16 protein-coding genes and 1 tRNA gene are annotated in these 22,706 nt (G+C 61.8%); 16 read left to right on the top strand and 1 reads right to left on the bottom strand.

Features of this window, described 5'->3' with window-relative positions:
* Positions 1 to 57: 57 nt before the first annotated feature.
* The 5 genes from AC6IZO_RS02890 to ppdK all read left to right on the top strand — a co-directional run bounded on the left by AC6IZO_RS02890 (position 58) and on the right by ppdK (position 7,735).
* On the top strand, positions 58 to 318 hold the full coding sequence (locus AC6IZO_RS02890) for a 4Fe-4S dicluster domain-containing protein (protein ID WP_497807824.1): 261 nt from the start codon (positions 58 to 60) through the stop codon (positions 316 to 318).
* Positions 319 to 664: 346 nt separating this feature from the next.
* Positions 665 to 1,405, top strand: coding sequence for a DNA repair protein RecO (gene recO, locus AC6IZO_RS02895; RefSeq protein WP_497807826.1), 741 nt, complete (start codon positions 665 to 667; stop codon positions 1,403 to 1,405).
* A 15-nt stretch (positions 1,406 to 1,420) separates the two neighbouring features.
* The gene (locus AC6IZO_RS02900; protein ID WP_497807828.1) at positions 1,421 to 2,425 is read left to right on the top strand and encodes a glycine--tRNA ligase subunit alpha; all 1,005 of its coding nucleotides are present in this window, start codon (positions 1,421 to 1,423) and stop codon (positions 2,423 to 2,425) included.
* A 90-nt stretch (positions 2,426 to 2,515) separates the two neighbouring features.
* Positions 2,516 to 4,702 (top strand): glycine--tRNA ligase subunit beta, encoded by a 2,187-nt coding sequence (gene glyS / locus AC6IZO_RS02905; RefSeq protein ID WP_497807830.1) that lies wholly within the window; start codon positions 2,516 to 2,518, stop codon positions 4,700 to 4,702.
* A gap of 327 nt (positions 4,703 to 5,029) precedes the next feature.
* Positions 5,030 to 7,735 carry a pyruvate, phosphate dikinase gene (gene ppdK, locus AC6IZO_RS02910; protein ID WP_497807832.1) on the top strand — a complete coding sequence of 902 codons (2,706 nt, stop codon included), beginning with the start codon at positions 5,030 to 5,032 and terminating at the stop codon, positions 7,733 to 7,735.
* 104 nt (positions 7,736 to 7,839) lie between these two features.
* On the opposite strand, the gene AC6IZO_RS02915 is transcribed toward ppdK, so the two are convergent.
* Positions 7,840 to 8,250 carry a bacteriohemerythrin gene (locus tag AC6IZO_RS02915; RefSeq protein ID WP_497807834.1) on the bottom strand — a complete coding sequence of 137 codons (411 nt, stop codon included), beginning with the start codon at positions 8,248 to 8,250 and terminating at the stop codon, positions 7,840 to 7,842.
* Positions 8,251 to 8,405: 155 nt separating this feature from the next.
* On the opposite strand from AC6IZO_RS02915, the gene AC6IZO_RS02920 reads away from it, so the two are divergent.
* The 11 genes from AC6IZO_RS02920 to AC6IZO_RS02970 all read left to right on the top strand — a co-directional run bounded on the left by AC6IZO_RS02920 (position 8,406) and on the right by AC6IZO_RS02970 (position 22,645).
* Entirely contained in the window at positions 8,406 to 9,797 is a 1,392-nt protein-coding gene (locus tag AC6IZO_RS02920) for a DUF58 domain-containing protein (protein WP_497807836.1), read from the top strand.
* A gap of 152 nt (positions 9,798 to 9,949) precedes the next feature.
* Positions 9,950 to 10,024, top strand: a tRNA-Asn gene (locus AC6IZO_RS02925).
* A gap of 832 nt (positions 10,025 to 10,856) precedes the next feature.
* On the top strand, positions 10,857 to 12,023 hold the full coding sequence (locus AC6IZO_RS02930) for a trans-sulfuration enzyme family protein (protein WP_497807838.1): 1,167 nt from the start codon (positions 10,857 to 10,859) through the stop codon (positions 12,021 to 12,023).
* A gap of 124 nt (positions 12,024 to 12,147) precedes the next feature.
* Complete coding sequence (locus AC6IZO_RS02935) at positions 12,148 to 13,950, top strand: amidase (protein WP_497807840.1); 1,803 nt, start codon at positions 12,148 to 12,150, stop codon at positions 13,948 to 13,950.
* Between the two features lie 9 nt (positions 13,951 to 13,959).
* On the top strand, positions 13,960 to 15,138 hold the full coding sequence (locus tag AC6IZO_RS02940) for a pyridoxal phosphate-dependent aminotransferase (RefSeq protein WP_497807842.1): 1,179 nt from the start codon (positions 13,960 to 13,962) through the stop codon (positions 15,136 to 15,138).
* A 132-nt stretch (positions 15,139 to 15,270) separates the two neighbouring features.
* The gene (locus AC6IZO_RS02945; protein ID WP_497807844.1) at positions 15,271 to 15,645 is read left to right on the top strand and encodes a hypothetical protein; all 375 of its coding nucleotides are present in this window, start codon (positions 15,271 to 15,273) and stop codon (positions 15,643 to 15,645) included.
* A 191-nt stretch (positions 15,646 to 15,836) separates the two neighbouring features.
* Positions 15,837 to 16,235: a hypothetical protein gene (locus tag AC6IZO_RS02950; protein WP_497807846.1), complete on the top strand. Its 399-nt coding sequence runs from the start codon at positions 15,837 to 15,839 to the stop codon at positions 16,233 to 16,235.
* A gap of 80 nt (positions 16,236 to 16,315) precedes the next feature.
* Positions 16,316 to 17,605 (top strand): TolC family protein, encoded by a 1,290-nt coding sequence (locus tag AC6IZO_RS02955; RefSeq protein ID WP_497807848.1) that lies wholly within the window; start codon positions 16,316 to 16,318, stop codon positions 17,603 to 17,605.
* A complete protein-coding gene (locus AC6IZO_RS02960; RefSeq protein ID WP_497807850.1) occupies positions 17,605 to 18,996 on the top strand; it encodes an efflux RND transporter periplasmic adaptor subunit in 1,392 nt (463 codons plus the stop codon). The genes AC6IZO_RS02955 and AC6IZO_RS02960 overlap by 1 nt, the downstream gene beginning before the upstream one ends.
* Before the next feature lie 9 nt (positions 18,997 to 19,005).
* Positions 19,006 to 22,305: an efflux RND transporter permease subunit gene (locus tag AC6IZO_RS02965; protein WP_497807852.1), complete on the top strand. Its 3,300-nt coding sequence runs from the start codon at positions 19,006 to 19,008 to the stop codon at positions 22,303 to 22,305.
* A gap of 25 nt (positions 22,306 to 22,330) precedes the next feature.
* Positions 22,331 to 22,645 carry a hypothetical protein gene (locus AC6IZO_RS02970; protein WP_497807854.1) on the top strand — a complete coding sequence of 105 codons (315 nt, stop codon included), beginning with the start codon at positions 22,331 to 22,333 and terminating at the stop codon, positions 22,643 to 22,645.
* Positions 22,646 to 22,706 lie beyond the last annotated feature (61 nt).

The following is a 22,706-nucleotide window of genomic DNA, read 5'->3' on the forward strand; positions in this document are numbered from 1 at the left end:
AATTTCCGCAACGCGGGAACAGCGAGTGCATCTAACTAACAAAGGAAGCTGACACAAATGGCATACGTCATCGCAGAACCCTGCATCGGAACCAAGGACACAGCGTGTGTGGACGCCTGTCCGGTTGACTGTATTCACCCCAAGAAGGACGAGGCCGCGCACGCCACCGAAGAGATGCTCTACATCGATCCGGCTGAGTGCATCGATTGCGGTGCCTGCGTCCCGGTTTGCCCCGTCTCGGCCATCTTCGCCCTCGACGACCTTCCGGAGAAGTGGAAGCAGTACGCCGAGCGCAACGCGAAGTATTACGGCCGTTAACGGAAGTTGAGATTTGAGTGAGAGGCGCGTCCTGCGGGGCGCGCCTTTTCACGTTCTTTGCGAGTGCCAGACCGGGAGTCTTCTCGCGTCCCAGGTTAACCTCGCGTTGCTCGGCGAACCTGGGGCACCCGGCACTCGGCGAACCCTTCGACAGGCTCAGGGGCACCCAAGGCCTTGCAGGCCCTGCGTTCTATCTGTTAATCCCTAACCGCTAGCCCCTAATCCCTGTTTTTCACTGCTTTGCTTTTCACTTGGCGGCGGCTCCGCTAGAATGAATTGATTGCGAGACGGTTGCGTTTTTGCGCGCTGGAAGCTGGTGTGACGCGCACGCAATCGCGGGTCGACGATGGCGCTCAAGCAGTCCGAAGCGATTGTGTTGCGCACCTGGCCGCTGCGCGAGGCGGACCTTCTGGTCACGCTATTTACCCGCGCCGAAGGCAAGGTGAAGGGCATTGCGAAGTCGGCAAAGAAGAGCCGCCGCCGCTTTGGGGGTGCTCTGGAGCCGCTGACGCGCGTGCGCGCCACATGGGACGACCGCGAGCGGCAGGAGCTGGCAAGGCTTGACTCCTGCGAGGTGCTCAGTTCGCCGCTGGCCGACGCCGTCGATTATCCGCGAGCCGTGGCCCTGGGCCATGTGGCGGAGATGCTCGACGAGATGCTCCCCGACCGCGAGGCCAACGACGCCGTCTTTCGCCTGAGCTGGAACGTCGTAGAGGCGCTTCGCTCCGGCGGCATCTGGATGCCGCTGACGTACTTTGATCTTTGGATGGTCCGCCTGATGGGCTTTCTGCCGGAGCTGGATGCCTGCATGACCTGCGGGCGCAAGCTCGAAGGGCAGCGCGCGTGGTTCCACGCGATGGCCGACGGGTTGGTGTGCCAGAACGACCGGCGTATCGCCTCCAGCGAGATGTGCGCCGAGTCGCGACAGATCGCGGCGCAGATGTTCCGCGCGCGGCTGGAGACGATTGATGGCAGCCGCTGGACGCGCGAACAGGGCGCGGACCTCCGCAAGTTTCTGATGCAGATCCTTTCGCGGCATTTGGATCGCCGCCTGGTGACCGCATCGCAGTTGGAAAAGCTGGACTAGGAACGGCAGGCAGACTTGAACTCATCTTCGCAAAGACCGCTCACTTTTCAGGAACTGATCCTGAAGCTGCAGGAATTCTGGGCCAAGCAGGGCTGCGTACTACAGCAGCCGCATGATGTGGAGGTCGGCGCCGGCACCATGTCGCCGGAGACCTTCCTTCGCGTGCTGGGCCCCAAACCGTATGACGTGGCCTACGTGCAGCCTTCGCGCCGCCCGGCCGACGGACGTTACGGCGAGAACCCGAACCGCCTCTACAAGCACACGCAATATCAGGTGATTTTGAAGCCACCCCGCCAGGACGTGCAGGAGCTTTACCTGCAGTCGCTGGCCGCCATCGGCATCGACCTGAGCAAGCACGACGTGAAGTTTGAAGAAGACAACTGGGAGTCTCCGACGCTGGGTGCCTGGGGCGTGGGCTGGCAGGTGATGCTCGACGGTCTGGAGATCACGCAGTTCACCTACTTCCAGCAGTGCGGCGGCATCGACCTGGACCCGATGTGCTCGGAGCTGACCTACGGACTGGAGCGCATTGCGGCCTTCCTGCAGGATGTCGATTCGATTTATGACATCGTGTGGGTCTACGCGCCGGATGGCCGCCCCATCAAGTACGGCGACGTGCGCCTGGCCGATGAGGAGCAGTACTCCACCTACAACTTTGAATACGCCGACGTGGACAAGCTGTGGGCTCACCTGAACGCCTACGAGGCCGAGTGCCAGGCGCTGGTGGATGTTTACGCCAAGGGCGCATACGTGAAGAAGCCGAAGAAGGGCGAGCCTGCGGATGACGCGCCGAAGTTTGCGCCGCTCGAACGCCGCCGCTTCCCGCTGCTGGCGGCCTACGACCTGTGCCTGAAGTGCTCGCACCTGTTCAACCTGCTCGACGCGCGTGGCGCCATCAGCGTGACCGAGCGCGTGGGCGTGATTGCGCGCATCCGCAACCTGGCGGTGGCGGTGGCCAAGGCCTTTACCGACCAGCAGGCCGCGCAGAGCGAAGCGCACGAGGCGGAAGCCAAGGCGTAGGCAGCGCGCGTGCCGCGTGCATGCGCCAGTTGAGATTGCAGATTCATCCGGTTCGCCCGCAGAGAAGCGCGAACCGAGAACGGGTTGGAAATGCCAGATTTTCTGCTAGAAATCGGTACCGATGAAATTCCGGCGCGCATGATTGACGCCGCCAGCGAAGAGCTTGCGCGCCGCGTGCGCGAGCTGCTGGAGCGCGAGCATCTCTCCGCCGCGCCCGAAATTGAAGCCTACTCGACGCCGCGCCGCCTGGCGGTCATTGCGCACAACGTCAGCCTCTCGCAGCCGGACATGGAAGAACAGCTCCAGGGACCGGCCGTGAAGGTGGCCTACAAGGACGGGCAGCCGACGCCCGCCGCGCATGCCTTTGCCAAGAAGGCCGGTGTGGAACTTGACCAGATTGAGCGCATGACCACGCCGAAGGGCGAGTACCTTTCCGCCAAGGTGGTGAAGAAGGGGCGTCCGGCGAAAGAGCTGCTGACCGAGCTGCTGCCCAAGGAAATTGCGGGCATTTACTGGGCGAAGAACATGTACTGGCGCCTGGGCAAGCCAGAGCGTTTTGTGCGTCCGGTGCGCTGGATGGTCGCGCTGCTCGACAACGAAGTGGTGCCGGTGGAGTTTGCGGGCATCACGGCAGGCAAGGTCTCGCGTGGACATCGCGTGCTCTCCAAAGGTGAAGTTGTGCTGAATGCTCCGAGCGAGTATCCGGCGGCGATGGAGAAGGCCTCGGTGATTGCCGACCGCGCCAAGCGCGAGTACCGCATTCGCAAGGCACTCGACGCGGCGACGCGCACAGTCCCCGGCGCGCGCTGGCGCGAGGACACGCCGCTGCTCGCCAAGGTCACGAACCTGACGGAGTTTCCGACGGCCATTCTAGGCACCTTTGAGAGCGAGTACCTGACGCTGCCCGAAGAAGTGCTGGTGACCGTGATGCGCGACCACCAGAATTACTTTGCCATTGAAGACGCGCAGGGTAAGCTGGCACCGCACTTTCTGGCGGTGTTGAACACGCAGGCCGATAAGGAAGGCGCGGAGATCATCCGCCACGGCAACGCCCGCGTGCTGCGCGCCCGCTTCAATGACGCGCGCTTCTTCTGGAACACCGACCAGAAGCACACGCTGCGTGATCGCGTGGAGTGGCTCAAGAGCGTCACGTTCCAGAAGGAACTGGGCAGCTACTACGAGAAGGCAATCCGCACGCAGCACCTGGCGAGCCTGATTTCGGCGCGCGTGAAGGAGCTGCAGCCGGAATTCCGTCCGGGCATTGTGCACAAGGCCGCGCTGCTGGCCAAGACCGACCTGACGACCGAGCTGGTGAAGGAATTCACCGAGTTGCAGGGCGTGATTGGCGGCCTGTACGCCACGGCGCAGGGCTTGGATGCCGCCATCGGCACCGCCATCTACGATCACTACAAGCCGACGAGCATGGAAGACAGCGTGCCTCGCACGCTGGAAGGCGCGGTGCTGGCCGTGGCCGACAAGGCTGACACCATCGCCGGCATGTTTGCCCTCGGCATGGTGCCATCCGGCTCCAAGGACCCGTTTGCGCTGCGCCGCGCCGCCAACGGCATCGTCAAGATTCTGGCCGAGCACAACCTGACTCTGAGCCTTGTGAAGCTGATGGAGCACGCGCTGGTGCAGTACACCACGGCGATTGACGTGCTGCCAGATACGAAGCCGATGGAGCTGACGGCGGAGCAGAAGGCGAAGTACACGGAGAATATTCGCGCGTTCTTCCACGAGCGGCTGGAGTTCTACCTGCGTGACGCGCGCGGCTTTGCCTATGACGTGGTGAACGCCGTGCTCGCCAGCGGGGCGGATAATGTGCCCGACGCGGTGCGCCGCGCCGAGGCCGTCGCCGAGGTTCGCGGCACGGAAGATTTCGACGCCATCGCCGCCAGCTTCAAGCGCATCAAGAACATTCTGAAGCAGGCGGAAGAGAAGCAGTTGCTGGCGGATGTGGCTGCGGATTTCGCGGCGGAATTTGCCGCCGTGGAAGCCAAGCTGGCGGAGTACGAGGCCGGCAGCGAGCGCATGCTGGCCGAGCAGGGCGTAGCCGTGGCGAAGTTCATCCACGAGAACCGCGCCGACTACGCCGCGTCTCTGGCGAAAGTGGCAACCCTGCGGGCTCCGCTCGACAAGTTCTTTGACGACGTGATGGTGATGGTGGACGATGAGCAGGTGCGGAAACGCCGGCTCAGCCTGCTGCACCTGCTATTCGGGAGCGTGAGCGGCATCGCTGATTTCAGCGAGATCGTTACCGAAAGGAAGTCATCGTAGTTCCAAACGCCGGGCTGAGTGCCCGGCGTTTTTTTGTGGAACGCCGCTGCCACCTTGAGACGCAAGACAGGGTCCTGATTCCGGCGGCGGAGGAATACAATGTTCGGTGGCTCGCGCCGAGACATTTCGTGCGTTGAGCAGACAGACCCTGTGGTTGCAGTGATTGATCGCGGTACTGCTGTTTGCATTCGTAATTCGTCATATCGCAGTTGGTAAACGCATCGAAGCTCTATTCCATGTTCGATGAGAAGAAGAGACCCATAGAGCGGTCGTGTGCGCCGTCTGCTGCTGGCAGCGCGCGCGGGCGCAAACAAGAGAGCGATGACCATGTCAACTTCTAGTGCGAATGTCGTGAAGTATGTGTACTTCTTCGGTGGCGGCTCGGCCGAAGGCAACGGAAGCATGAAGGACGTGCTGGGCGGCAAGGGCGCCGGACTGGCCGAGATGACCAACGCCGGGTTGCCCGTCCCTCCGGGCTTCACCATCCAGACCGACGCCTGCCGTGAATACATGCACGGCAAGCTTTCCAGCGAAGTGGATGCGCAGATGGATGCCGCGCTGGCCCGCCTTGAACAGTTGCAGGGCCAGAAGCTCGGCGCCGGCGAGAATCCGCTGCTGGTTTCGGTGCGCTCGGGCGCCAAGTTCTCCATGCCCGGCATGATGGACACGATCCTGAACCTTGGCCTGAACGACGAGTCGGTGGAGGCCCTGAAGGCGCGCACGCAGAATCCGCGCTTTGCCTACGACAGCTATCGCCGCCTCATCCAGATGTTCGGCAACGTGGTGCTCGACATTGAAAAGTCGCATTTCGAGGAAGTGTTCGACAAGAAGAAGGCACAGAAGAAGGTCAAGCTCGATACCGAACTCGACGCCAAGGCGCTGCAGGAAGTCATCGCCGAGTACAAGAAGGTCGTCAAGAAGTTTGCCAAAATTGATTTTCCGCAGAGCCCGCGTGAGCAGCTTGTGATGGCCCGTGACGCCGTGTTCCGCAGCTGGCAGAATGACCGCGCCAAGGTCTATCGCCGCATGAACAACATTGACGACATGCTGGGCACGGCGGTCAACGTGCAGGCCATGGTCTTCGGCAACATGGGCGAGACAAGCGGCACGGGCGTGGGTTTCACGCGCAACCCGGCTACCGGCGCCAAGGAGTTCTGGGGCGAGTTCCTGATGAACGCGCAGGGCGAGGACGTCGTCAGCGGCGTACGCACGCCGGTCAACATCGGCGAGTTGAACAAGATCATGCCGGACGTCTACAAGCAGCTGCATGAGATCACCTCGCGCATGGAAAAGCACTACCGCGACATGCAGGACTTCGAATTCACCATTCAGGACGGCCGCCTGTACATGCTGCAGACCCGCAACGGCAAGCGCACCGGCCTGGCGGCGGTCCGCGTCGCCATCGATATGGTGAGCGAAGGCCTCATCACGAAGGAGGAAGCCATCCTCCGCGTGGAGCCGAACCAGGTGGTCGAGTTCCTCTTCCCGCGCATCGACGACAAGTCGCTGGGCAAGGACGCGGTGCTGACCAAGGGCCTGCCGGCGTCGCCGGGCGCGGCCGTTGGTCAGATCGTCTTTACCGCCGATGAAGCCGTGGCCATGGTGCACAAGGGCAAGATGAAGAAGGTCATCCTCGTCCGTGGCGAAACCACGCCGGAAGACATTCACGGCATGGAAGTGGCGGCCGGCATTCTGACCTCGCGCGGCGGCATGAGCTCGCACGCGGCGGTGGTCACGCGTGGCATGGGCAAGTGCTGCGTGGCCGGCGCGGGCGATGTGAAGGTGGATGAGAAGAAGAAGGAAATGCGCGTGGCCGGCAAGGTCTTCCATGAAGGCGACTGGCTCTCGCTCGACGGCTCCACCGGCCGCGTGATTGCCGGGCAGGCCGCCATGCTGCCGGGCGATCCGAAGGACCCGAAGCTGGTTCAGTTCATGGGCTGGGCCGATGAGCACCGCACCATGAAGGTCCGCACCAACGCCGACATTCCGCGCGACGCCAAGGCCGCGCAGGCCTTCGGCGCCGAAGGCATTGGCCTGTGCCGCACCGAGCACATGTTCTTTGCCGAAGACCGCCTGCCGCACATGCGCGCCATGATTTTGGCGGACAACGAGAAGGACCGTCGCATCGCCCTGAAGAAGCTGCTGCCCATGCAGCGCAAGGACTTCGAAGGCTTGTTCAAGGCGATGGACGGATACGGCGTCACCATCCGCACCATTGACCCGCCGCTGCACGAGTTCCTGCCCAGCCGCGAGTCGCTGATGGTGGAGATTGCGAAGCTGGAAATCCTGAAGCCGAAGTCTCCGAAGCTGAAGGAGCTGCGCAAGCTGCTGGAGCGCGTGGAAGAGCTGCACGAGCTGAACCCGATGCTCGGCCACCGCGGCTGCCGTTTGGGTATCACCTATCCGGAGATCACCGAGATGCAGGCGCGCGCCATTCTTGAGGCCGCCGTCAACGTCAGCAAAAAGGGCGTGAAGGTGATGCCGGAGATCATGATCCCGCTGACCGGCTCGCTGAAGGAACTGCGCCACCAGACGACGATTGTCCGCCGTGTGGCTGACGAAGTCTTCAAGGAGAAGGGCACGAAGATCGACTACCTCGTCGGAACCATGATCGAGCTGCCGCGCGCTGCGCTGATGGCCGACCAGATCGCCGAGGAGGCCGAGTTCTTCAGCTTCGGCACCAATGACCTGACGCAGACGACGTTCGGCTTCTCGCGCGACGACGTCAACAAGATCCTTCCCATCTACATGAAGGAAGGCATCCTGAAGCAGGACCCGTTCGCTGTGCTGGATCAGGAAGGCGTGGGCCAGCTGGTAAAGATGGCTGCCGAGAAGGGCCGCAAGACCCGCCCGACAATCAAGCTGGGCATCTGCGGCGAACACGGCGGCGAGCCGGAGTCGGTGAAGTTCTGCCACCGCACCGGACTCAACTACGTTTCCTGCTCGCCGTTCCGCGTGCTGACCGCGCGGCTGGCGGCGGCGCAGGCGGCGCTGGAAGAGAAGAAGGGAATGACCGGCGGAGCCACCAAGTAGCACGGTTCGGCCGCAAAAACTTCGGGCGGGATGCATTGCATCCCGCCCGTTCTGTTTGCAGTCTCGAAGTGAAGCGCGAAGCTGTTTCTCTGTGGTCGAGCGCGCTAGCGAATGCCGGCGGCGTGGAGCGATTCGGCGTATTTGCGGTCGGTCTCCATGATGTGCTTTTCCAGCCAGTCGCGGAGGAAGTAGAGCACTTCCATGGACATGTTTCTGCTTCCGGCCTCGTATTCGTCGAGAAATTTTTCGACTTCGTGCGTCAGCTTTACGTGCTCGGCAATGTGCTCGGCGGTCTCCGGGTAGCCGGCCATCCGCATGGCGGAGACTTCGGCTGCGAAGTGATTGCGCGTGTAGGCCAGCAGTTGCTGCAGTACGCGGCCAATCACGAGGCGCCCCTGGCCGGCACACATGGCCTCGTTCAATTCATTGATCAGGGCAAACAGCACCTTGTGTTCTGCATCAAAGCGTGAGACGGAGACGCTGTATTCCTGCTTCCACTCAAAAAGTACTTGCATTTCGGAATCCCAAAGGCGCGTGAGAGCGCCGGATGAAGTCGAGTGCTGAGTAAAAGTATAGGGGCTGCGCCGTGTGTTTCGGAAGCAGACAGGCTTGCGAAGCATGAAAATTGCATAAATCGCAGCCGCGCGCAAATCTCTGCTATCGTTCTTGCATGAATCGGTGGCTGAGCCTGATGTTCTCCAAGGTTGAACGGGAGGCTTGGGTGCGCTTTCTCGTGGCATTGGGCGGGCTGGCGCTCGCCTTTGCCGCAGCGCTGCTCTCCACCGCCAGCGCCGAACGTGGAGACTTGATTTCAACCGCCGTGCTGGCTACTTCCGCACTGGTGCTGGCCGCCATGGTCGGCCTGTTAACTGTGCCGTACCTGGCGCGGCGCGTGGCCGCCGGACGCCTGCATGAAGCGCTGAACTACGAGGTGACCCGCGAAGGCGTCATCTACCTCGTCCTTACTATCCTGATCGCAGTGGGCGCGCTCAACACCGGCAACAACCTGCTGTTCATCGTGGTGGCGGTCATGCTCGGCGCCGTGCTGGTCAGCGGCATTGCCTCCGCCGCGGTGCTGAAAGGGCTTGAGGTGGAGCTGGTGTTGCCGCCGCACATCTTCGCGCAGCGCGGTTACTCCGGCAGTGTGCAGGTGCGGAATCCGCGGCGATGGCTGCCATCGTTCTCCATCAGCGTGGTGCCTCCGCCGGAGAAGAAGAAGGTGGAATACCGCTGGCGCCGGTCAACTTTTGTGTATCCGTCGCCACGCACCGGGCGCAAACCCATCTTGCGCTGGCCGGATGTCGTGATTGACCGCATCCCAATACCGCCAGGATTGCCACCCATCTTCGAGGGACGCATCTACCTGCCCTACCTGCCAGCGCGACAGACCATCACCAGTGAACTGGACCTGAACTTTCCTCGCCGTGGACGCTATCGCCAGCAGGGACTCGGACTCTCCACGCGCTTTCCGTTCTCGTTCCTGGTGAAGACGCGCGTGGTGCCGCTCACGGAGGATGTGCTGGTGTTTCCGGCGGTGGAGACCACGGCGGAGTTTTTTGCCGTATTGCCCACCATCACCGGAGAGCTGGAGAGCTACGTACGCGGGCGAGGCAACGACCTCTACCTTATTCGCGACTACCAGCCGGAGGATTCAGCGCGCCATGTCGACTGGAAGTCCACGGCCAAGAGCAACGCTCTGAAGGTGCGAGAGTTCACGCGCGAGGACGAGCGCAAGCTGCGCATTGTTTTTGACAATCCACGCCCGGAGCAACTCTCTGCGGAAGAGTATGAAGAGGCCATTTCGCTGGCGGCTTCGCTGGCATGGCACTTTGCCGCGGATAGCAGCGAGATCAGCTTCCTCTCGAACGCCTATGTCGCCGACGCGGATGTTTTTCACTTTCTGGAATACCTTGCGGAACTGGGGCCAGCCGAGTCTCCATCGGTCATCAACAGCATTCCTTTGAGCGGCGACTACAACATCCTTCTCACCACCGCCGCGCGCGGCTCCATTCCAACCGCGCTGTGGGAGTGCAGCTACGTCATCTTTCTGGGCAAGGATTAGAGCGGGAAAACAGGCGTGAACACTCGGCTTCCGGAGCGCGCAAAGTTTTTCCACACAGAAAATCCAGCGCGCGATTGACGCCGTGCGCCAAGGCTGGTTACAATCGGTTCATACAATTTGGAAGCGGCGATCAACCATCGCCCGCACAATACTCCTCAGTAGCTCAATGGCAGAGCATCCGGCTGTTAACCGGAGGGTTGTAGGTTCGAGTCCTACCTGAGGAGCCATTCTTTTGTCCGCTTTTCGTCCCTCCCGGCGTTGGCAGTGTCTTCATCGTTTATCTCCAAGTGCTAAGTAAATCAAACGGTTGGCGGTATTCGACGGTCAGTTTCCCGTCGCTTCCTGGCCGATGCAAGTGGCACTATTCCAATGCCTAGCAGTATGGCGCTTTCCGCATCCGGCTCGTGACTGCCAACGTAGCCGATTCAACTACCTGCCCCGCTTCGCATTGGCTGGAGCCGTCATCTATTGGATATTTCTTGCCATAGTATTGTTCTCTGCGCAGCAGGTGTTTGCGGCAGCTATGTACATCTTTGCTGCGGAGGGACGAGTGTCAGAAGGATTCTCGGCTTCCAACTTTCAGTTTGTATGGTAATGCCAAGTGCGGCGCCTGCCAGATATGCCGTTCGTTAGCCTCAGGCCTACCTGAGCCATGTTGGCACCGCTGCTGATCGGCTCTTGGATGGATGCGTCTCGTTGAAATTGATCGCTTGAGAATCCGGCGCAATTATCGACCTCGGGCCCAGTGGAAAGCTGCGGAGTGTTCACCGCACCGCTGGTAGGGGGGCTTGCATCGACCAGGGTGGTGCCGCTATCCTAAGGCAACTCTTTTTCCGAAGCAGACTCACCAAACAAGCAGCCTGAGGCGGAGAGCACTAGTTCATGACGAAGAATCCCGCAATTCGAATGACCATGGCCATGTGTTGCCCAAGCGGCAACCGGCCAGCTTCGGATTTGTGAGTTCGTTCGCAATCTCCAGCTTGGCGGCCGCCTGGGACATACTCCGGCGGCAATGTTGTTTCTGAACTCCAACGAATTCAGCCTGGGAGATTGCATTTCGTGTCCACGAAAGATTGGAAGACTTCAACGGTAGCCATCCACGGCGGCCGCACGCTTGATTCACACGCCAGCTCCATTCTGTTCCCGCTCTATCAGACCAGCACGTTTGTCCACGACGCAGTCGGAGTCGACAAGGGCTTCAGCTATTCGCGCGTTGCCAACCCCACGGTAGATGCGCTCGAAAAGGCGCTGGGCGCGCTGGAAGATGCGCCGCAGACCGTGTGTTTCCGCACAGGAATGGCCGCGGTCACAACCTTGTTTCTCTCGGTGCTGAAGGCGGGCGACCACGTGGTGTTGACCGATGTGGTCTACGGCGGAACCATGCGGCTGTTTCGTGAAGTGCTGGATAACCTGGCGGTCACATCGTCGTTCGTGGATAGCTCGGATACCCGCAATGTGGAAGCCGCCATCCGTCCGGAGACCAAGATCATCTTTGTCGAATCGCCAGGCAACCCAACGCTCAAGCTCACGGACATTGCGGCCTGCGCGGTGATTGCCAAGCGTCACGGCCTGCTGCTCGCCGTCGACAACACCTTTATGACGCCGGTGCTGCAACGCCCGCTCGATCTGGGCGCGGACATCACCGTAATGTCGACCACAAAGTACATTGATGGCCACAATGCGACCGTGGGGGGCTCGCTGGCCTCGCGGGATGAGACGCTGCTGGAACGCTTCCGGCTGATCCGCAAGACGCTGGGCACGACGCAGGCTCCGTTTGAAGCCTGGCTGCTGCTGCAGGGGATGAAGACCCTGCCGGCACGTATGAAGCTGCACTGCGAAAACGCGCAGAAGATTGCCGCGTGGCTGTTGCAGAACCCGGCGGTGGAGCGCGTGTACTATCCGGGGCTGTGTTCGGCGGCGGAGAAGGAACTGGCGGAACGTCAGCAGAAGTCACCGGGCGGCATGATTGCCTTTGAACTGAAGGCGGGCTTTGACGCGACGGTGCGCATGCTGAACGCGGTGCAGCTTTGTTCGCGCGCAGAGAGCTTGGGCGGTCTGGAAACGCTCATCACGCATCCGCCTTCCACCACGCACGCAGACGTGGAGCCGGAGGTGCGCCGCAAGTTGGGCATTGCGGATGGCCTAGTGCGGCTTTCGGTCGGACTGGAGGATGCCGACGACATCATTGCCGACCTTGAGCAGGCATTTAACGCCGCGGGGTGTTGACGGCAGCGAGCGGTTGTTTGCTTTGGCGTATTTTGGGGAACGTCGACAGCGGCGTGCAGATGCGATCAGCAGTCTCAATCAGGCTGTACCAGACGCACCTGTGGAGTGCGTGAGAGGAGAGGCCGTGAGCAAGACGCGTAGGGAATTTCTGGCAGTGGCGTCGGCGGGGCTGGCAGGAGCAGCCTTGTCACCAAAGGCGGCGGCGCAGGAGCCGCAGGCAACGCAGCAGACACCGGGCGCGCCTCCGGCGTGGGGCGCCGGGCCACAGGTGGGGCCGGAGGTTTCGGCAACCACGTTGCGAGAGGCAGAAAAGCTGGTGCAAACGCACATGACCGACGCGGAGCTTTCGCAGGCGGCGGCAAGTTGGCGCGCCAACATGGGCGCCTTGCCCGAGCGCCGCAACGGTCCGCGCAAGGTTGCGCTGCCTGATTCGGTGACTCCGGCGACCGAGTGGAATCCGATGCTGCCGCAGGTGAAGGCGATGGCGCTTGCTGATCGCTTTGTACGCAGCGATGGCGATGCTGGACCGCTTCCTGCAAACGACGCCGACATCGCATTCGCCCCTGTCTCCCAGCTCTCCCGCTGGATTGAGCGGCGCCAACTCAGCTCCACGCGGCTCACAGAAATCTATCTCAAACGCATTGCGCAATTCGATTCAAAGCTGCGCTGCGTCATCACCGTGACGGCCGAGCATGCGCGGGCACAGGCGAAGCAGGCGGATGCGGAGATTGCTGCGGGCCACTATCGTGGGCCGTTGCACGGCATTCCGTATGGAGTGAAAGACCTGCTCGACACCGCGGGCATCGCCACCACCTACGGTGCCGAGCCATTCCGCAACCGCGTACCGCAGCAAAATAGCGCGGTGGTTCGCAAACTGAATGAAGCCGGAGCGGTGCTGAGCGCGAAGCTGAGCCTTGGAGCCTTGGCGCTGAATGACGTTTGGTTCGGCGGGCAGACGATGAATCCGTGGTGTCTGGAAGAAGGCGCTTCCGGTTCGAGCGCGGGGCCGGGCGCGGCAACCGCCGCGGGGCTGGTGGCATTCGCAATCGGCAGCGAAACCGAAGGCAGCATCATTAGCCCCTCAATGCGCTGCGGACTCACCGGGCTGCGTCCCACATTCGGGCGCGTGCCGCGCACTGGCGCAATGACCCTCTGCTGGTCGCTCGACAAGCTGGGGCCAATGACGCGCTCGGTGGAAGACACGCTGTTGGTGCTGCGGGCCATTGCGGGGCGTGATGCCGGCGACCTTGCTAGTAAGGATGCTCCATTGCACTTTGACGCGAAGGCCAGCGTGGCCGGACTGCGCGTGGGGTATTTCCCTCGTTGGATGAAGGAGCCGCCCGCGACGGAGGTGGATCGCGCAGCGCTGAAGGCCGCGGAAACAGCGGGGATGAAGCTGGTAGAGGTCTCCCTGCCGGATTGGCCGTATGGTTCGCTGAACACAATTCTGTTCGCGGAGGCCGCAGCGGCCTTCGAGGAGATTACGCTGGATGGTCGCGTGGGAGAGCTGAAGATGCAGGTTGCGGACGCGTGGCCGAACATCTTCCGGCAAGCACGTTTCCTCTCCGCCGTGGACTTTGTGCAGGCCGACCGCCTGCGTCGCCGGGTGGCGGAAGAGATGGCCCGCATCATGAACGAGGTCGATCTGCTGCTCGTGCCTTCACTGCGCGACGAGATGATGACCATTGCGAACTTCACGGGGCATCCGTCGCTGACGCTGCGTGCGGGCTTTGTCGAGGTCAGCGAAGCGCGTAGCGATTGGGCGCCGGATGCGAAACGTCCGCTGCCGAAGTTCTCGCCCGCGCGGCGCGTGCCGCACGGCGTCACGCTGATCGGGCGGCTGTTTGACGAGGGCACGCTCGGCAGCGCGGGGCTGGCGCTGGAAAAGCAATTCAATGTGGCGGGCGAACGTCCGCAGGGGTTCTAGTCAACAAACATGCCGCAGACAAGTCTTCGTACCCAGAGCTTCACCGAGTCCGTCATTCGACGCATGACGCGCGTCGCCAACGAATACGGTGCCATTAATCTCTCGCAGGGATTTCCGGATTTCGACCCGCCGGAGGCAGTGCTCAAAGCCGCAGAACGCGCGGCGCGGATGGGACCGCACCAGTACGCGGTGACCTGGGGTGCGGCTCCGCTGCGTGAGGCGCTGGCACGCAAGCAGTCGCGCTTCATGGGGCTTCCCGTCGACGCCGACGAGAACATCGTGGTCACTTGTGGCAGCACGGAAGCCATGATGGCGGCGATGATGACCGCCTGCAATCCGGGTGACAAGGTCATCGTATTCTCGCCTTTCTACGAGAATTATGCGGCCGACGCGATCCTGACCGGATGCGAGCCGATCTATGTCGAACTGCATCCCCCGGAGTTCGGCTTTGATCCGGCGGAGTTGCGCAGGGCGTTTGAACAGCGGCCGAAGGCGCTGGTCCTGTGCAACCCGGCGAACCCGTCGGGCAAGGTCTTTACGCGAGAGGAACTGCTTTACATTGCGGAACTGGCGGAGGAGTTCGATACCTGGGTGCTGACTGACGAGGTGTATGAGCACATCGTCTACGCGCCGCACAAGCACACCTACTTTGCGTCGCTGCCGGGGATGTTCGAGCGCACGATCTCGTGTAGCTCGCTATCAAAGACCTATTCCATCACCGGGTGGAGGCTCGGATACATCATTGCCAGCGGCGCCGTGGTGCGCGAGGCTCGCAAGGTGCACGATTTTCTGACGGTGGGCGCTGCGGCTCCGCTGCAAGCCGCTGCCGTGGCGGGCCTGGAGCTGCCGGACAGCTATTACGACGAGTTACTTGAGATCTATACCGCCAAGCGCGACCTGTTTCTCGGCCGACTTGACGCTGCGGGGCTGAAATACTCGCGGCCGCAGGGTGCGTATTACGTCATGGTGGATATTTCCGAGTTCGGCTGGCCCGATGATGTTTCGTTCTGCGAATGGATGGCGCGCGAGGTCGGCGTGGCCGCTGTGCCCGGCTCCAGCTTCTTCCATGAGCCGGTGAATCATCTTGTGCGCTTCCACTTTGCCAAGACGGAGGCGACGCTGCAGGCTGCGGGGGAATGCCTTCAGACACTACGGGAGAAGGCGAGCCGGGCGGCGAAAGACCTGTAGAGAATTGGCACGCGCATAGACGAGCAGCAGCCTGCGCGAGAGCCTCGCTTCGACTGACACTTCCTTACAAACAACCGGGGCCGTGCTGGGTTAGAACGGGAGTGTTACAAAATCACGCTCAAGGACTGACCCATGAGAATTCGATTCGCTGCCCTCGGAGTGCTACTGGTCACGCTGCTCGCTGGAACGGCGTTGCTGGCGCAGGAGGAAGGCAAGCCTGCGCTGCCATCGCCCGAGCAGGTAACCAACATGCTTGCTGAAAAGCTGAACCTGTCCGACGACCAGGTACAAAAGATTCAGCCGGTCATTGCCGACCGCCAGCAGCAGTTGCTGACATTGCGTAATGATGGCTCACTGCGCCCGTTCCAGAAGGCGAGCCGGATGAAGGGCATCTTTGCGGAGAGCGACAAGAAGATCAACGCCGTGCTGAATGACGACCAGAAGAAGCAGTATGCGGAGATTGAGAAGCAGATGCGGGAAGCAGCGCGCGAACGCCGCGCACGCTGATTGTCAAAGTATCCCCCGCACAGGGCCGTCCGAGAGGCGGCCCTAACCTTTGTGTAGGTGCTGCGTCTCATGAAGGGAGCTGCCGGGGAGGAGAAGTTTCCGCATCCCCTTGGCGCAAATGGGAATCGAAGTATACTGGCTGTGACTGGAACCACAGCTTCGGTGCCGGGTTCCTGCCTAGGATTGAACACATGCGAGTGACGCACAAACTGGTTGCGGCTTTGGTGATGGCGGTGGTGCTGCTCTCGCCTGCGATGACGTTTGCGCTCACAACGTGCGGCCCCATGACGATGGGCGGGAAAGTGATGCACTGCCCGCCGGGTTGCCCCATGATGGCCAAAATGCTGAAGCGGCTGCAAGGTGTGCAGGCCCGCTCCAACAGCCTGCCGCCGTGCTGCAAAGTGGAAAGCGCGCGTCCACAGCCTCCCAGCGAGACGAAAACAGTTGTCACCACCGTAGCGCCGCAGAGCGCGCTGGTTGAGACCGCGACCGTGGTAAAGCCTCAGTCCCGCGAAGCTCTGATTGAGGCCGTCAATACCCCACCTCCACTGGCGGAGCCTCAAGCCAGACTCTGTACCTTCCAAATCTAGTTACCTCTTTCGTCGACTGACGTACGAAGGCCTCTGCGCCTTCGCGTACCTGTATTCAGTTTTCTGACGAGAGAAGGGCCATGTTACGAAACATTCTGATGGCGCTGCTGCTTTCGGCGGCAGCCTTGGCGCAGACGCCTAATGTAGGTGATACGAAGCCTGCGGAGGCGGGTACTGCGCGGTTGAAACTCGATGACGTTGTGCGCGAGGTGCTGGCAGATCATCCGGCGCTGACCAGCGTGCAGCAGACAATCAAGGCACGGGAGCGTGCGGTGGGGGTTGCGGGGCAGTTGCCTGACCCGACCGTGGGCGTCTCCTACATGGGGTCGGCGGTGCCGTTCAAGGTGATGGACAGCGATCCGTCGAGCTATCGCGGCATAACGGCCATGCAGATGCTGCCGCTGGGCGGCAAGCGGGAACTGCGCCGCGAGATGGCGCGTGCGGAAGTGAATGTGAGCCGGTCCGATGAAACGGCGGTGCGCCGCCGCCTGACCGCAGACGCCCGGAGCGCCTATTACGAATACGCCTACGCGAGCAGGGCGCTGGAGATTACCACGCTGACGCGGGCTCGGCTGAACCAATTGGCGGAGATTACCGAAGCGCGCTACAGGGTGGGCAAGGCCGCACAGTCGGACGTGTTGCGCGCGCAACTGGAGATCACCATGCTGCTGCAGAAGACGGTTGGCCTAGAGCAGCAGCGCGAGGTGGCCGTTGCGCGGCTGAACACACTGATGGGACGCGCGGCGGATTCTCCGCTGGCGCCGCCGGATGAGCTGGTGCAAGAGCCGCTGCCACAGATGGCAGAGCTTTCGACGGCGGCAGAGACGGGCGACCCAATGCTGGCGCGCGAGCAGAGCATGATCGCGCGGGAGAAGGTAGCGGTTGCAATGGCCCGCAAGGAATACACGCCGGACCTCTCCGTGGGATACATGTATCAGCAGCGCGCGGGCATGCCGGATATGTACGGCATGCAATTCACGGCCAACATTCCCATCTTCTACAAGACGAAGCAACGCGAGCAGGTGGAGCAGGCGAAGCTGGAGTTGGCGGCCGCCGAGAAGAGCCACGAGGCGCGGCATCGCGAGCTGGCGTTTGAGCTGAAGCAGGCCTACACCGTGGCCGCGAGCGCCGACCGCATGATGCAGCTTTACGACTCCACGGTAATTCCGCAGGCAGAGCTGACACTGGAATCCACGCAGGCGTCGTACTCGACCGGGCAAGCCGACCTGCTCTCGGTGGTCACGAACCTGACGGCCATTCACGGATACCGCATTGATTATCAGCGGCAGCTTGCTGACTACGAGTCGGCGTTGGCGCGCATGCAGGCCCTGACCGGCGACCTCCGCCAGTCCGAAATGGAGGCGAAGTAATGAAAGCGAATGTAATTCTTCGCACGCTGGCGGTGGTGGCCATTGCTGCGCTAGTGCTGGCGGTGGTCTTCAGCAGAAGCCTGATCAGCAGCCGCCTGCTGCACCTGGGCGGACAGCAGAGCTCGGCGTCGCAGCCGGGGGAACGCAAGGTTCTGTACTGGTATGACGCGATGAACCCCGAGCACCACTTCGACAAGCCCGGCAAGGCTCCGGATGGCATGGATTTGGTGCCGAAATACGCAGACGACGCGAATGCCGGTGCGACGGCAGCCGGCAAGAAGGTTCTCTACTGGTATGACCCGATGCATCCGAATTACAAGTCGGACAAGCCGGGCATTGCGCCCGACTGCGGCATGGACCTGGTGCCGATGTACGAAGGGCAGGGGAGCGTTGAGGACGGCATGATCACTGTCTCGCCGGAGCGGCAGCGCACGCTGGGCGTGACGCTGACGCAGGTGGACGAGAAAGATGTAACGCGCACGCTGCGCACTTCAGGCGTGGTTGCTGCGGATGAGACGCGCATCAGCCACGTACACGTGAAGACCGCCGGCTGGATTGAGCAGGTGTATGCAGACTTCGTCGGGCAGATGGTGAAGCGCGGCCAGCCGCTGTTCACCTTCTACAGTCCCGACCTTGTGGCGACGCAGGATGAATACCTCATCGCGAGGCGCGGCGTGCAGTCGCTTGGCAACTCGCAGTTCAAGGACGTGGCGCACAACTCGCAGGCATTGCTGGAGTCGGCACGCGAGCGCTTGAAGCTGTGGGACCTGACGGACGAGCAGATTCGTCATCTTGACCAGACCGGGCAGACGCAACGCACCATCACCATCTACTCGCCGGTGACGGGCTACATCACGGATCGCAAGGCCTATCCACACATCTCGGTTGACGGCACAACGGACATCTACACCATCACCGACCTCTCTCGGGTGTGGATGATGGCCGACGTTTACGAGGCCGACCTACCGTATGTGAAGGTGGGGCAGCACGCAAGCATCAAGCTGACCTTTGCCCCGGGCAAGGAATACGAAGGGCGCGTGACCTACAACTACCCGGTCATGGACCCGCAGACGCACACGGCGAAGGTCCGCATCGACGTGCCGAACCGTGGCGCTCTGCTGAAGCCCAACATGTTTGCCGACGTTGAGATGCAGGTTCGCTACGGCAAGCACCTGGTGGTGCCGGAGGGTGCGGTGCTCAACAGCGGCACCCGGCAGATAGTGTTCGTCGCGCACGAGAACGGCAAGTTCGAGCCGCGTGAAGTGACGGTAGGTCCAACGGTGGACGGACTGACAGTGATCGAGTTCGGACTGGAAAAGGGCGAGACCGTAGTTAGCTCCGGCAACTTCCTGCTCGATTCCGAAAGCCGCCTGAAGAGCGGTGGACGCTAGGAGGCGCGCGTGATTGACCACATCATTGAATTCAGCGCGCGCCACAAGTTCCTGGTGCTGATGCTGGTGGCAATCGCCGCCGTCTTCGGCTGGCACGCCATGCGCAACACCAAACTGGACGCCATTCCCGACCTGAGCGACACGCAGGTGATCGTTTACGCCAAGTGGGACCGCAGCCCCGACATCATCGAAGATCAGGTGTCGTATCCGATCACTTCGGCACTGCTCGGCATGCCGAAGGTGAAGGATATCCGTGCCTTCTCCGACTTCGGCTATTCGTACATCTACATCATTTTTGACGAGGGCACGGACATTTACTGGGCGCGCTCGCGCACGCTCGAATACCTGAACTCCGTCACGCCGAAACTGCCCAAGGGCGTGAATGTTGAGCTGGCGAAGGATGCGACCGCCGTCGGTTGGGTGTACCAGTACGCGCTGGTGGACGACAGCGGCCAATACAGTCTGGACCAGATGCGCAGCTATCAGGATTGGTATCTGCGGTACGCGCTGCAATCGGTGCCGGGTGTGGCGGAGGTCGCACCCGTAGGCGGCTTCGTTCGTGAATACCAGGTCAGCGTCGATCCCAACCGGCTGCTGGCCTACCGCATTCCCATCCAGATGGTGACGGATGCGATACAGAAATCGAACAACGAGATTGGCGCGCGGCTGGTGGAGTTCTCCGGGCGCGAGTACATGGTGCGCGGCAAGGGCTACCTGCGCTCGCTCGACGACATACGCAACATTGTGGTGATGGCCAACACGCAGACGGGCACGCCTATCCGCGTGCGCGACCTTGCCTCCGTCAGCTTTGGGCCGGAGATGCGGCGCGGTGTTGCGGAACTGGACGGTCGTGGCGAAGCAGTGGGCGGCGTGGTCATCATGCGCTTTGGCGAGAACGCAGAGAAGGTCATTGAGCGCGTGAAGGCCAAGATCACCGAAGTACAGCCGTCGCTGCCCAAGGGGCTGAGGATCGTCACCACCTACGACCGCTCGGAGCTGATCGACCGATCGATCGACAACCTGAAGCACACGCTGATGGAAGAACTCATCATCGTCAGTCTGGTGATTCTGATCTTCCTCTGGCACTTCCCGAGCGCGGCCATCCCGATTATCACCATTCCGGTGACGGTGCTGATTGCCTTCATTCCCATGCAGCTTTCGGGCATGACGGCCAACATCATGTCACTGGGCGGTATCGCCGTTGCTATTGGCGCCATGGTGGACGCCGCCGTGGTGGTGGTGGAGCAGACGCACAAGAAGCTCGAACACTGGGAGCAGAGCGGGCGCAAGGAAGACTACCACTCGGTCATCATCGCCGCCGTCAAGGAAGTTGGCGGGCCGAGCTTCTTTGCGCTGCTGGTGATTGCCGTTTCATTCCTGCCGGTGTTTGCCTTGGAAGCGCAGGAGGGCCGCCTGTTCAAGCCGCTGGCCTTCACCAAGAACATGGCCATGGCTATTGCGGCGGTGCTTGCCATCACGCTGGATCCGGCGATGCGCCTGTTGTTCACGCACATGAAGGAGTACAGCTTCCGTCCGCGGTGGCTGGCGCGCGTGGTGAACGCGGTACTCGTCGGCAAGATTCACAGCGAGGAGACGCATCCCATCAGCCGTCCGCTGATGAAGCTTTACCAGCCGGTGGTGGAGTTTGCGCTGGAGTATCGCTGGCTGACGATTGCGGCCGCCATTGCAATGATGGCGGCGACCGTTCCGGTCTTCAACAAGCTCGGATCGGAGTTCATGCCGCCGCTCGATGAAGGCACGCTGCTCTATATGCCGACAACGCTGCCGGGTGTCTCCGTGGCAGAGGCAACGCACATCCTTCAGGAGCAGGACAAGGCGCTCAGTGCATTTCCGGAGGTGGAGCGCGTGTTTGGCAAGGCGGGGCGCGCAGAGAGCGCGACTGACCCTGCGCCGTACTCGATGATGGAGACGACCATCGTCCTGAAGCCGCAGAGCGAGTGGCCGAAGAAGAAGCGCTGGTACAGCGACCACGCGCCGGAGTGGGTGCAGCGCATGCTGCGGCGCGCATGGCCCGATCACATCTCCACCGACGAGCTGATTTACGGCCCCGGCGGACTGAACGCGGCGGTGACATTCCCCGGCGTGGCCAACGCATGGACCATGCCGATCAAGGCGCGCATCGACATGCTGAGCACAGGCATCCGCACGCCGGTTGGCATCAAGGTGATGGGGAGCGATCTCGGGGAGATTGAGCGGATTGGCCGCGATGTTGAAGCGGCGCTCAAGGATGTACCGGGCACGGCAAGCGCCTTTGCCGAGCGCACCACCGGCGGCTACTTCCTCGACTTTGACTTGAAGCGCAATGAACTGGCCCGCTACGGGCTGACCGTGGACGACGCGCAGAACGTGCTGATGAGCGCGGTGGGCGGCGAGCCGGTGACCACCACCGTGGAGGGCCGCGAACGCTACCCGGTGAACGTGCGCTACTACCGCGACTTCCGCAGTGACATTGACACGCTCAGCCGCGTGCTGGTGACGACGCCCTCCGGCGCGCAGGTGCCGCTCGGGCAGATTGCGACCATCAGCATGCGCAGCGGCCCGGGCATGATCCGCGACGAAAACGGACGGCTGAGCGGCTACGTGTTTGTCGACGTTACAGGGCGCGATGTGGGCAGCTACGTGGACGAGGCGCGGCGCATTGTGGCCGACAAAGTAAAGGTGCCGACCGGCTACCAGCTCGTATGGAGCGGGCAGTTTGAGTCCATGCAGCGCGTGCGCGAGCGGTTGAAGCTGGTGCTGCCGATCACGCTGTTCCTGGTCTTTCTGCTGCTGTATGCGAATACGGGCTCGGCGGTGAAGACCTGCATCATCCTGCTGGCGGTGCCGTTCTCGGCTATCGGTGCCGTGTGGCTGTTGCACTGGCTCGGCTACAACATGAGCGTTGCCGTGTGGGTGGGCCTCATCGCGCTGATGGGCGTGGACGCTGAAACCGCAGTGTTCATGCTGTTGTATCTCGACCTCGCTTACCACGAGGCACGCGACGCGGGACGGCTGAAGAGCTGGCATGACCTGCGCGAAGCCATCGAACACGGTGCGGTCAAGCGCCTGCGTCCGAAGGTGATGACCGTGGCCTGCATGCTGTTCGGCCTGCTGCCGATCATGTGGTCTGCGGGCACGGGTGCCGACGTGATGAAGCGCATTGCCGCGCCGATGATTGGCGGCATTGTGACGAGTTTCGTGATGGAGCTGATCGTCTATCCGCCGGTCTTCGCCATCTGGAAGTGGAATTGGGAGGTGAAGCCCGCGCTGCGGCGCGAGCAGCTTCCTCAGGCTGAAACCGGAAATTAGGACTTAACCGATAAGGAGAATTGAAATGAAGAAGATGATTGCGACTGTTGCGTTGCTGTTCACCATGGCGCTGCCCGCGCTGGCTTCCACCACCATCAGCGGAGTGCTGACCGACGACATGTGCACCAAGAAGCACATGATCGCTGGCAAGTCGAACGCCGAGTGCGTGCGCGAGTGCATCAAGCACGGCGCCAAGTATGCGGTAGTTGCCGAAGGCAAGGTGTACTTGGTCAGCGGTGACGCGAAGAAGTTCGACGAGCTGGCCGGCAAGAAGGTGAAGGTCACGGGCGAAATGAAGGGCAAGACGTTCGTCGTCTCCTCAATCGAGGCCGTCCAGTAACTCGGGTCAAAGTCCATGCGCGGGCGCACAGGCAGCAGTGCTGCCGGGCGCCTGCGCATAC

The sequence above is a fragment of the Oryzophilus luti genome, from assembly GCF_059726245.1.

Coding starts and splice junctions, on each gene's coding strand:
- AC6IZO_RS02890 (WP_497807824.1), top strand. CDS start 58: ATGGCATACGTCATCGCAGAACCCTGCATCGGAACCAAGGACACAGCG.
- recO (WP_497807826.1), top strand. CDS start 665: ATGGCGCTCAAGCAGTCCGAAGCGATTGTGTTGCGCACCTGGCCGCTG.
- glyS (WP_497807830.1), top strand. CDS start 2,516: ATGCCAGATTTTCTGCTAGAAATCGGTACCGATGAAATTCCGGCGCGC.
- ppdK (WP_497807832.1), top strand. CDS start 5,030: ATGTCAACTTCTAGTGCGAATGTCGTGAAGTATGTGTACTTCTTCGGT.
- AC6IZO_RS02915 (WP_497807834.1), bottom strand. CDS start 8,250: ATGCAAGTACTTTTTGAGTGGAAGCAGGAATACAGCGTCTCCGTCTCA.
- AC6IZO_RS02920 (WP_497807836.1), top strand. CDS start 8,406: ATGAATCGGTGGCTGAGCCTGATGTTCTCCAAGGTTGAACGGGAGGCT.
- AC6IZO_RS02940 (WP_497807842.1), top strand. CDS start 13,960: ATGCCGCAGACAAGTCTTCGTACCCAGAGCTTCACCGAGTCCGTCATT.
- AC6IZO_RS02945 (WP_497807844.1), top strand. CDS start 15,271: ATGAGAATTCGATTCGCTGCCCTCGGAGTGCTACTGGTCACGCTGCTC.
- AC6IZO_RS02950 (WP_497807846.1), top strand. CDS start 15,837: ATGCGAGTGACGCACAAACTGGTTGCGGCTTTGGTGATGGCGGTGGTG.
- AC6IZO_RS02955 (WP_497807848.1), top strand. CDS start 16,316: ATGTTACGAAACATTCTGATGGCGCTGCTGCTTTCGGCGGCAGCCTTG.
- AC6IZO_RS02960 (WP_497807850.1), top strand. CDS start 17,605: ATGAAAGCGAATGTAATTCTTCGCACGCTGGCGGTGGTGGCCATTGCT.
- AC6IZO_RS02970 (WP_497807854.1), top strand. CDS start 22,331: ATGAAGAAGATGATTGCGACTGTTGCGTTGCTGTTCACCATGGCGCTG.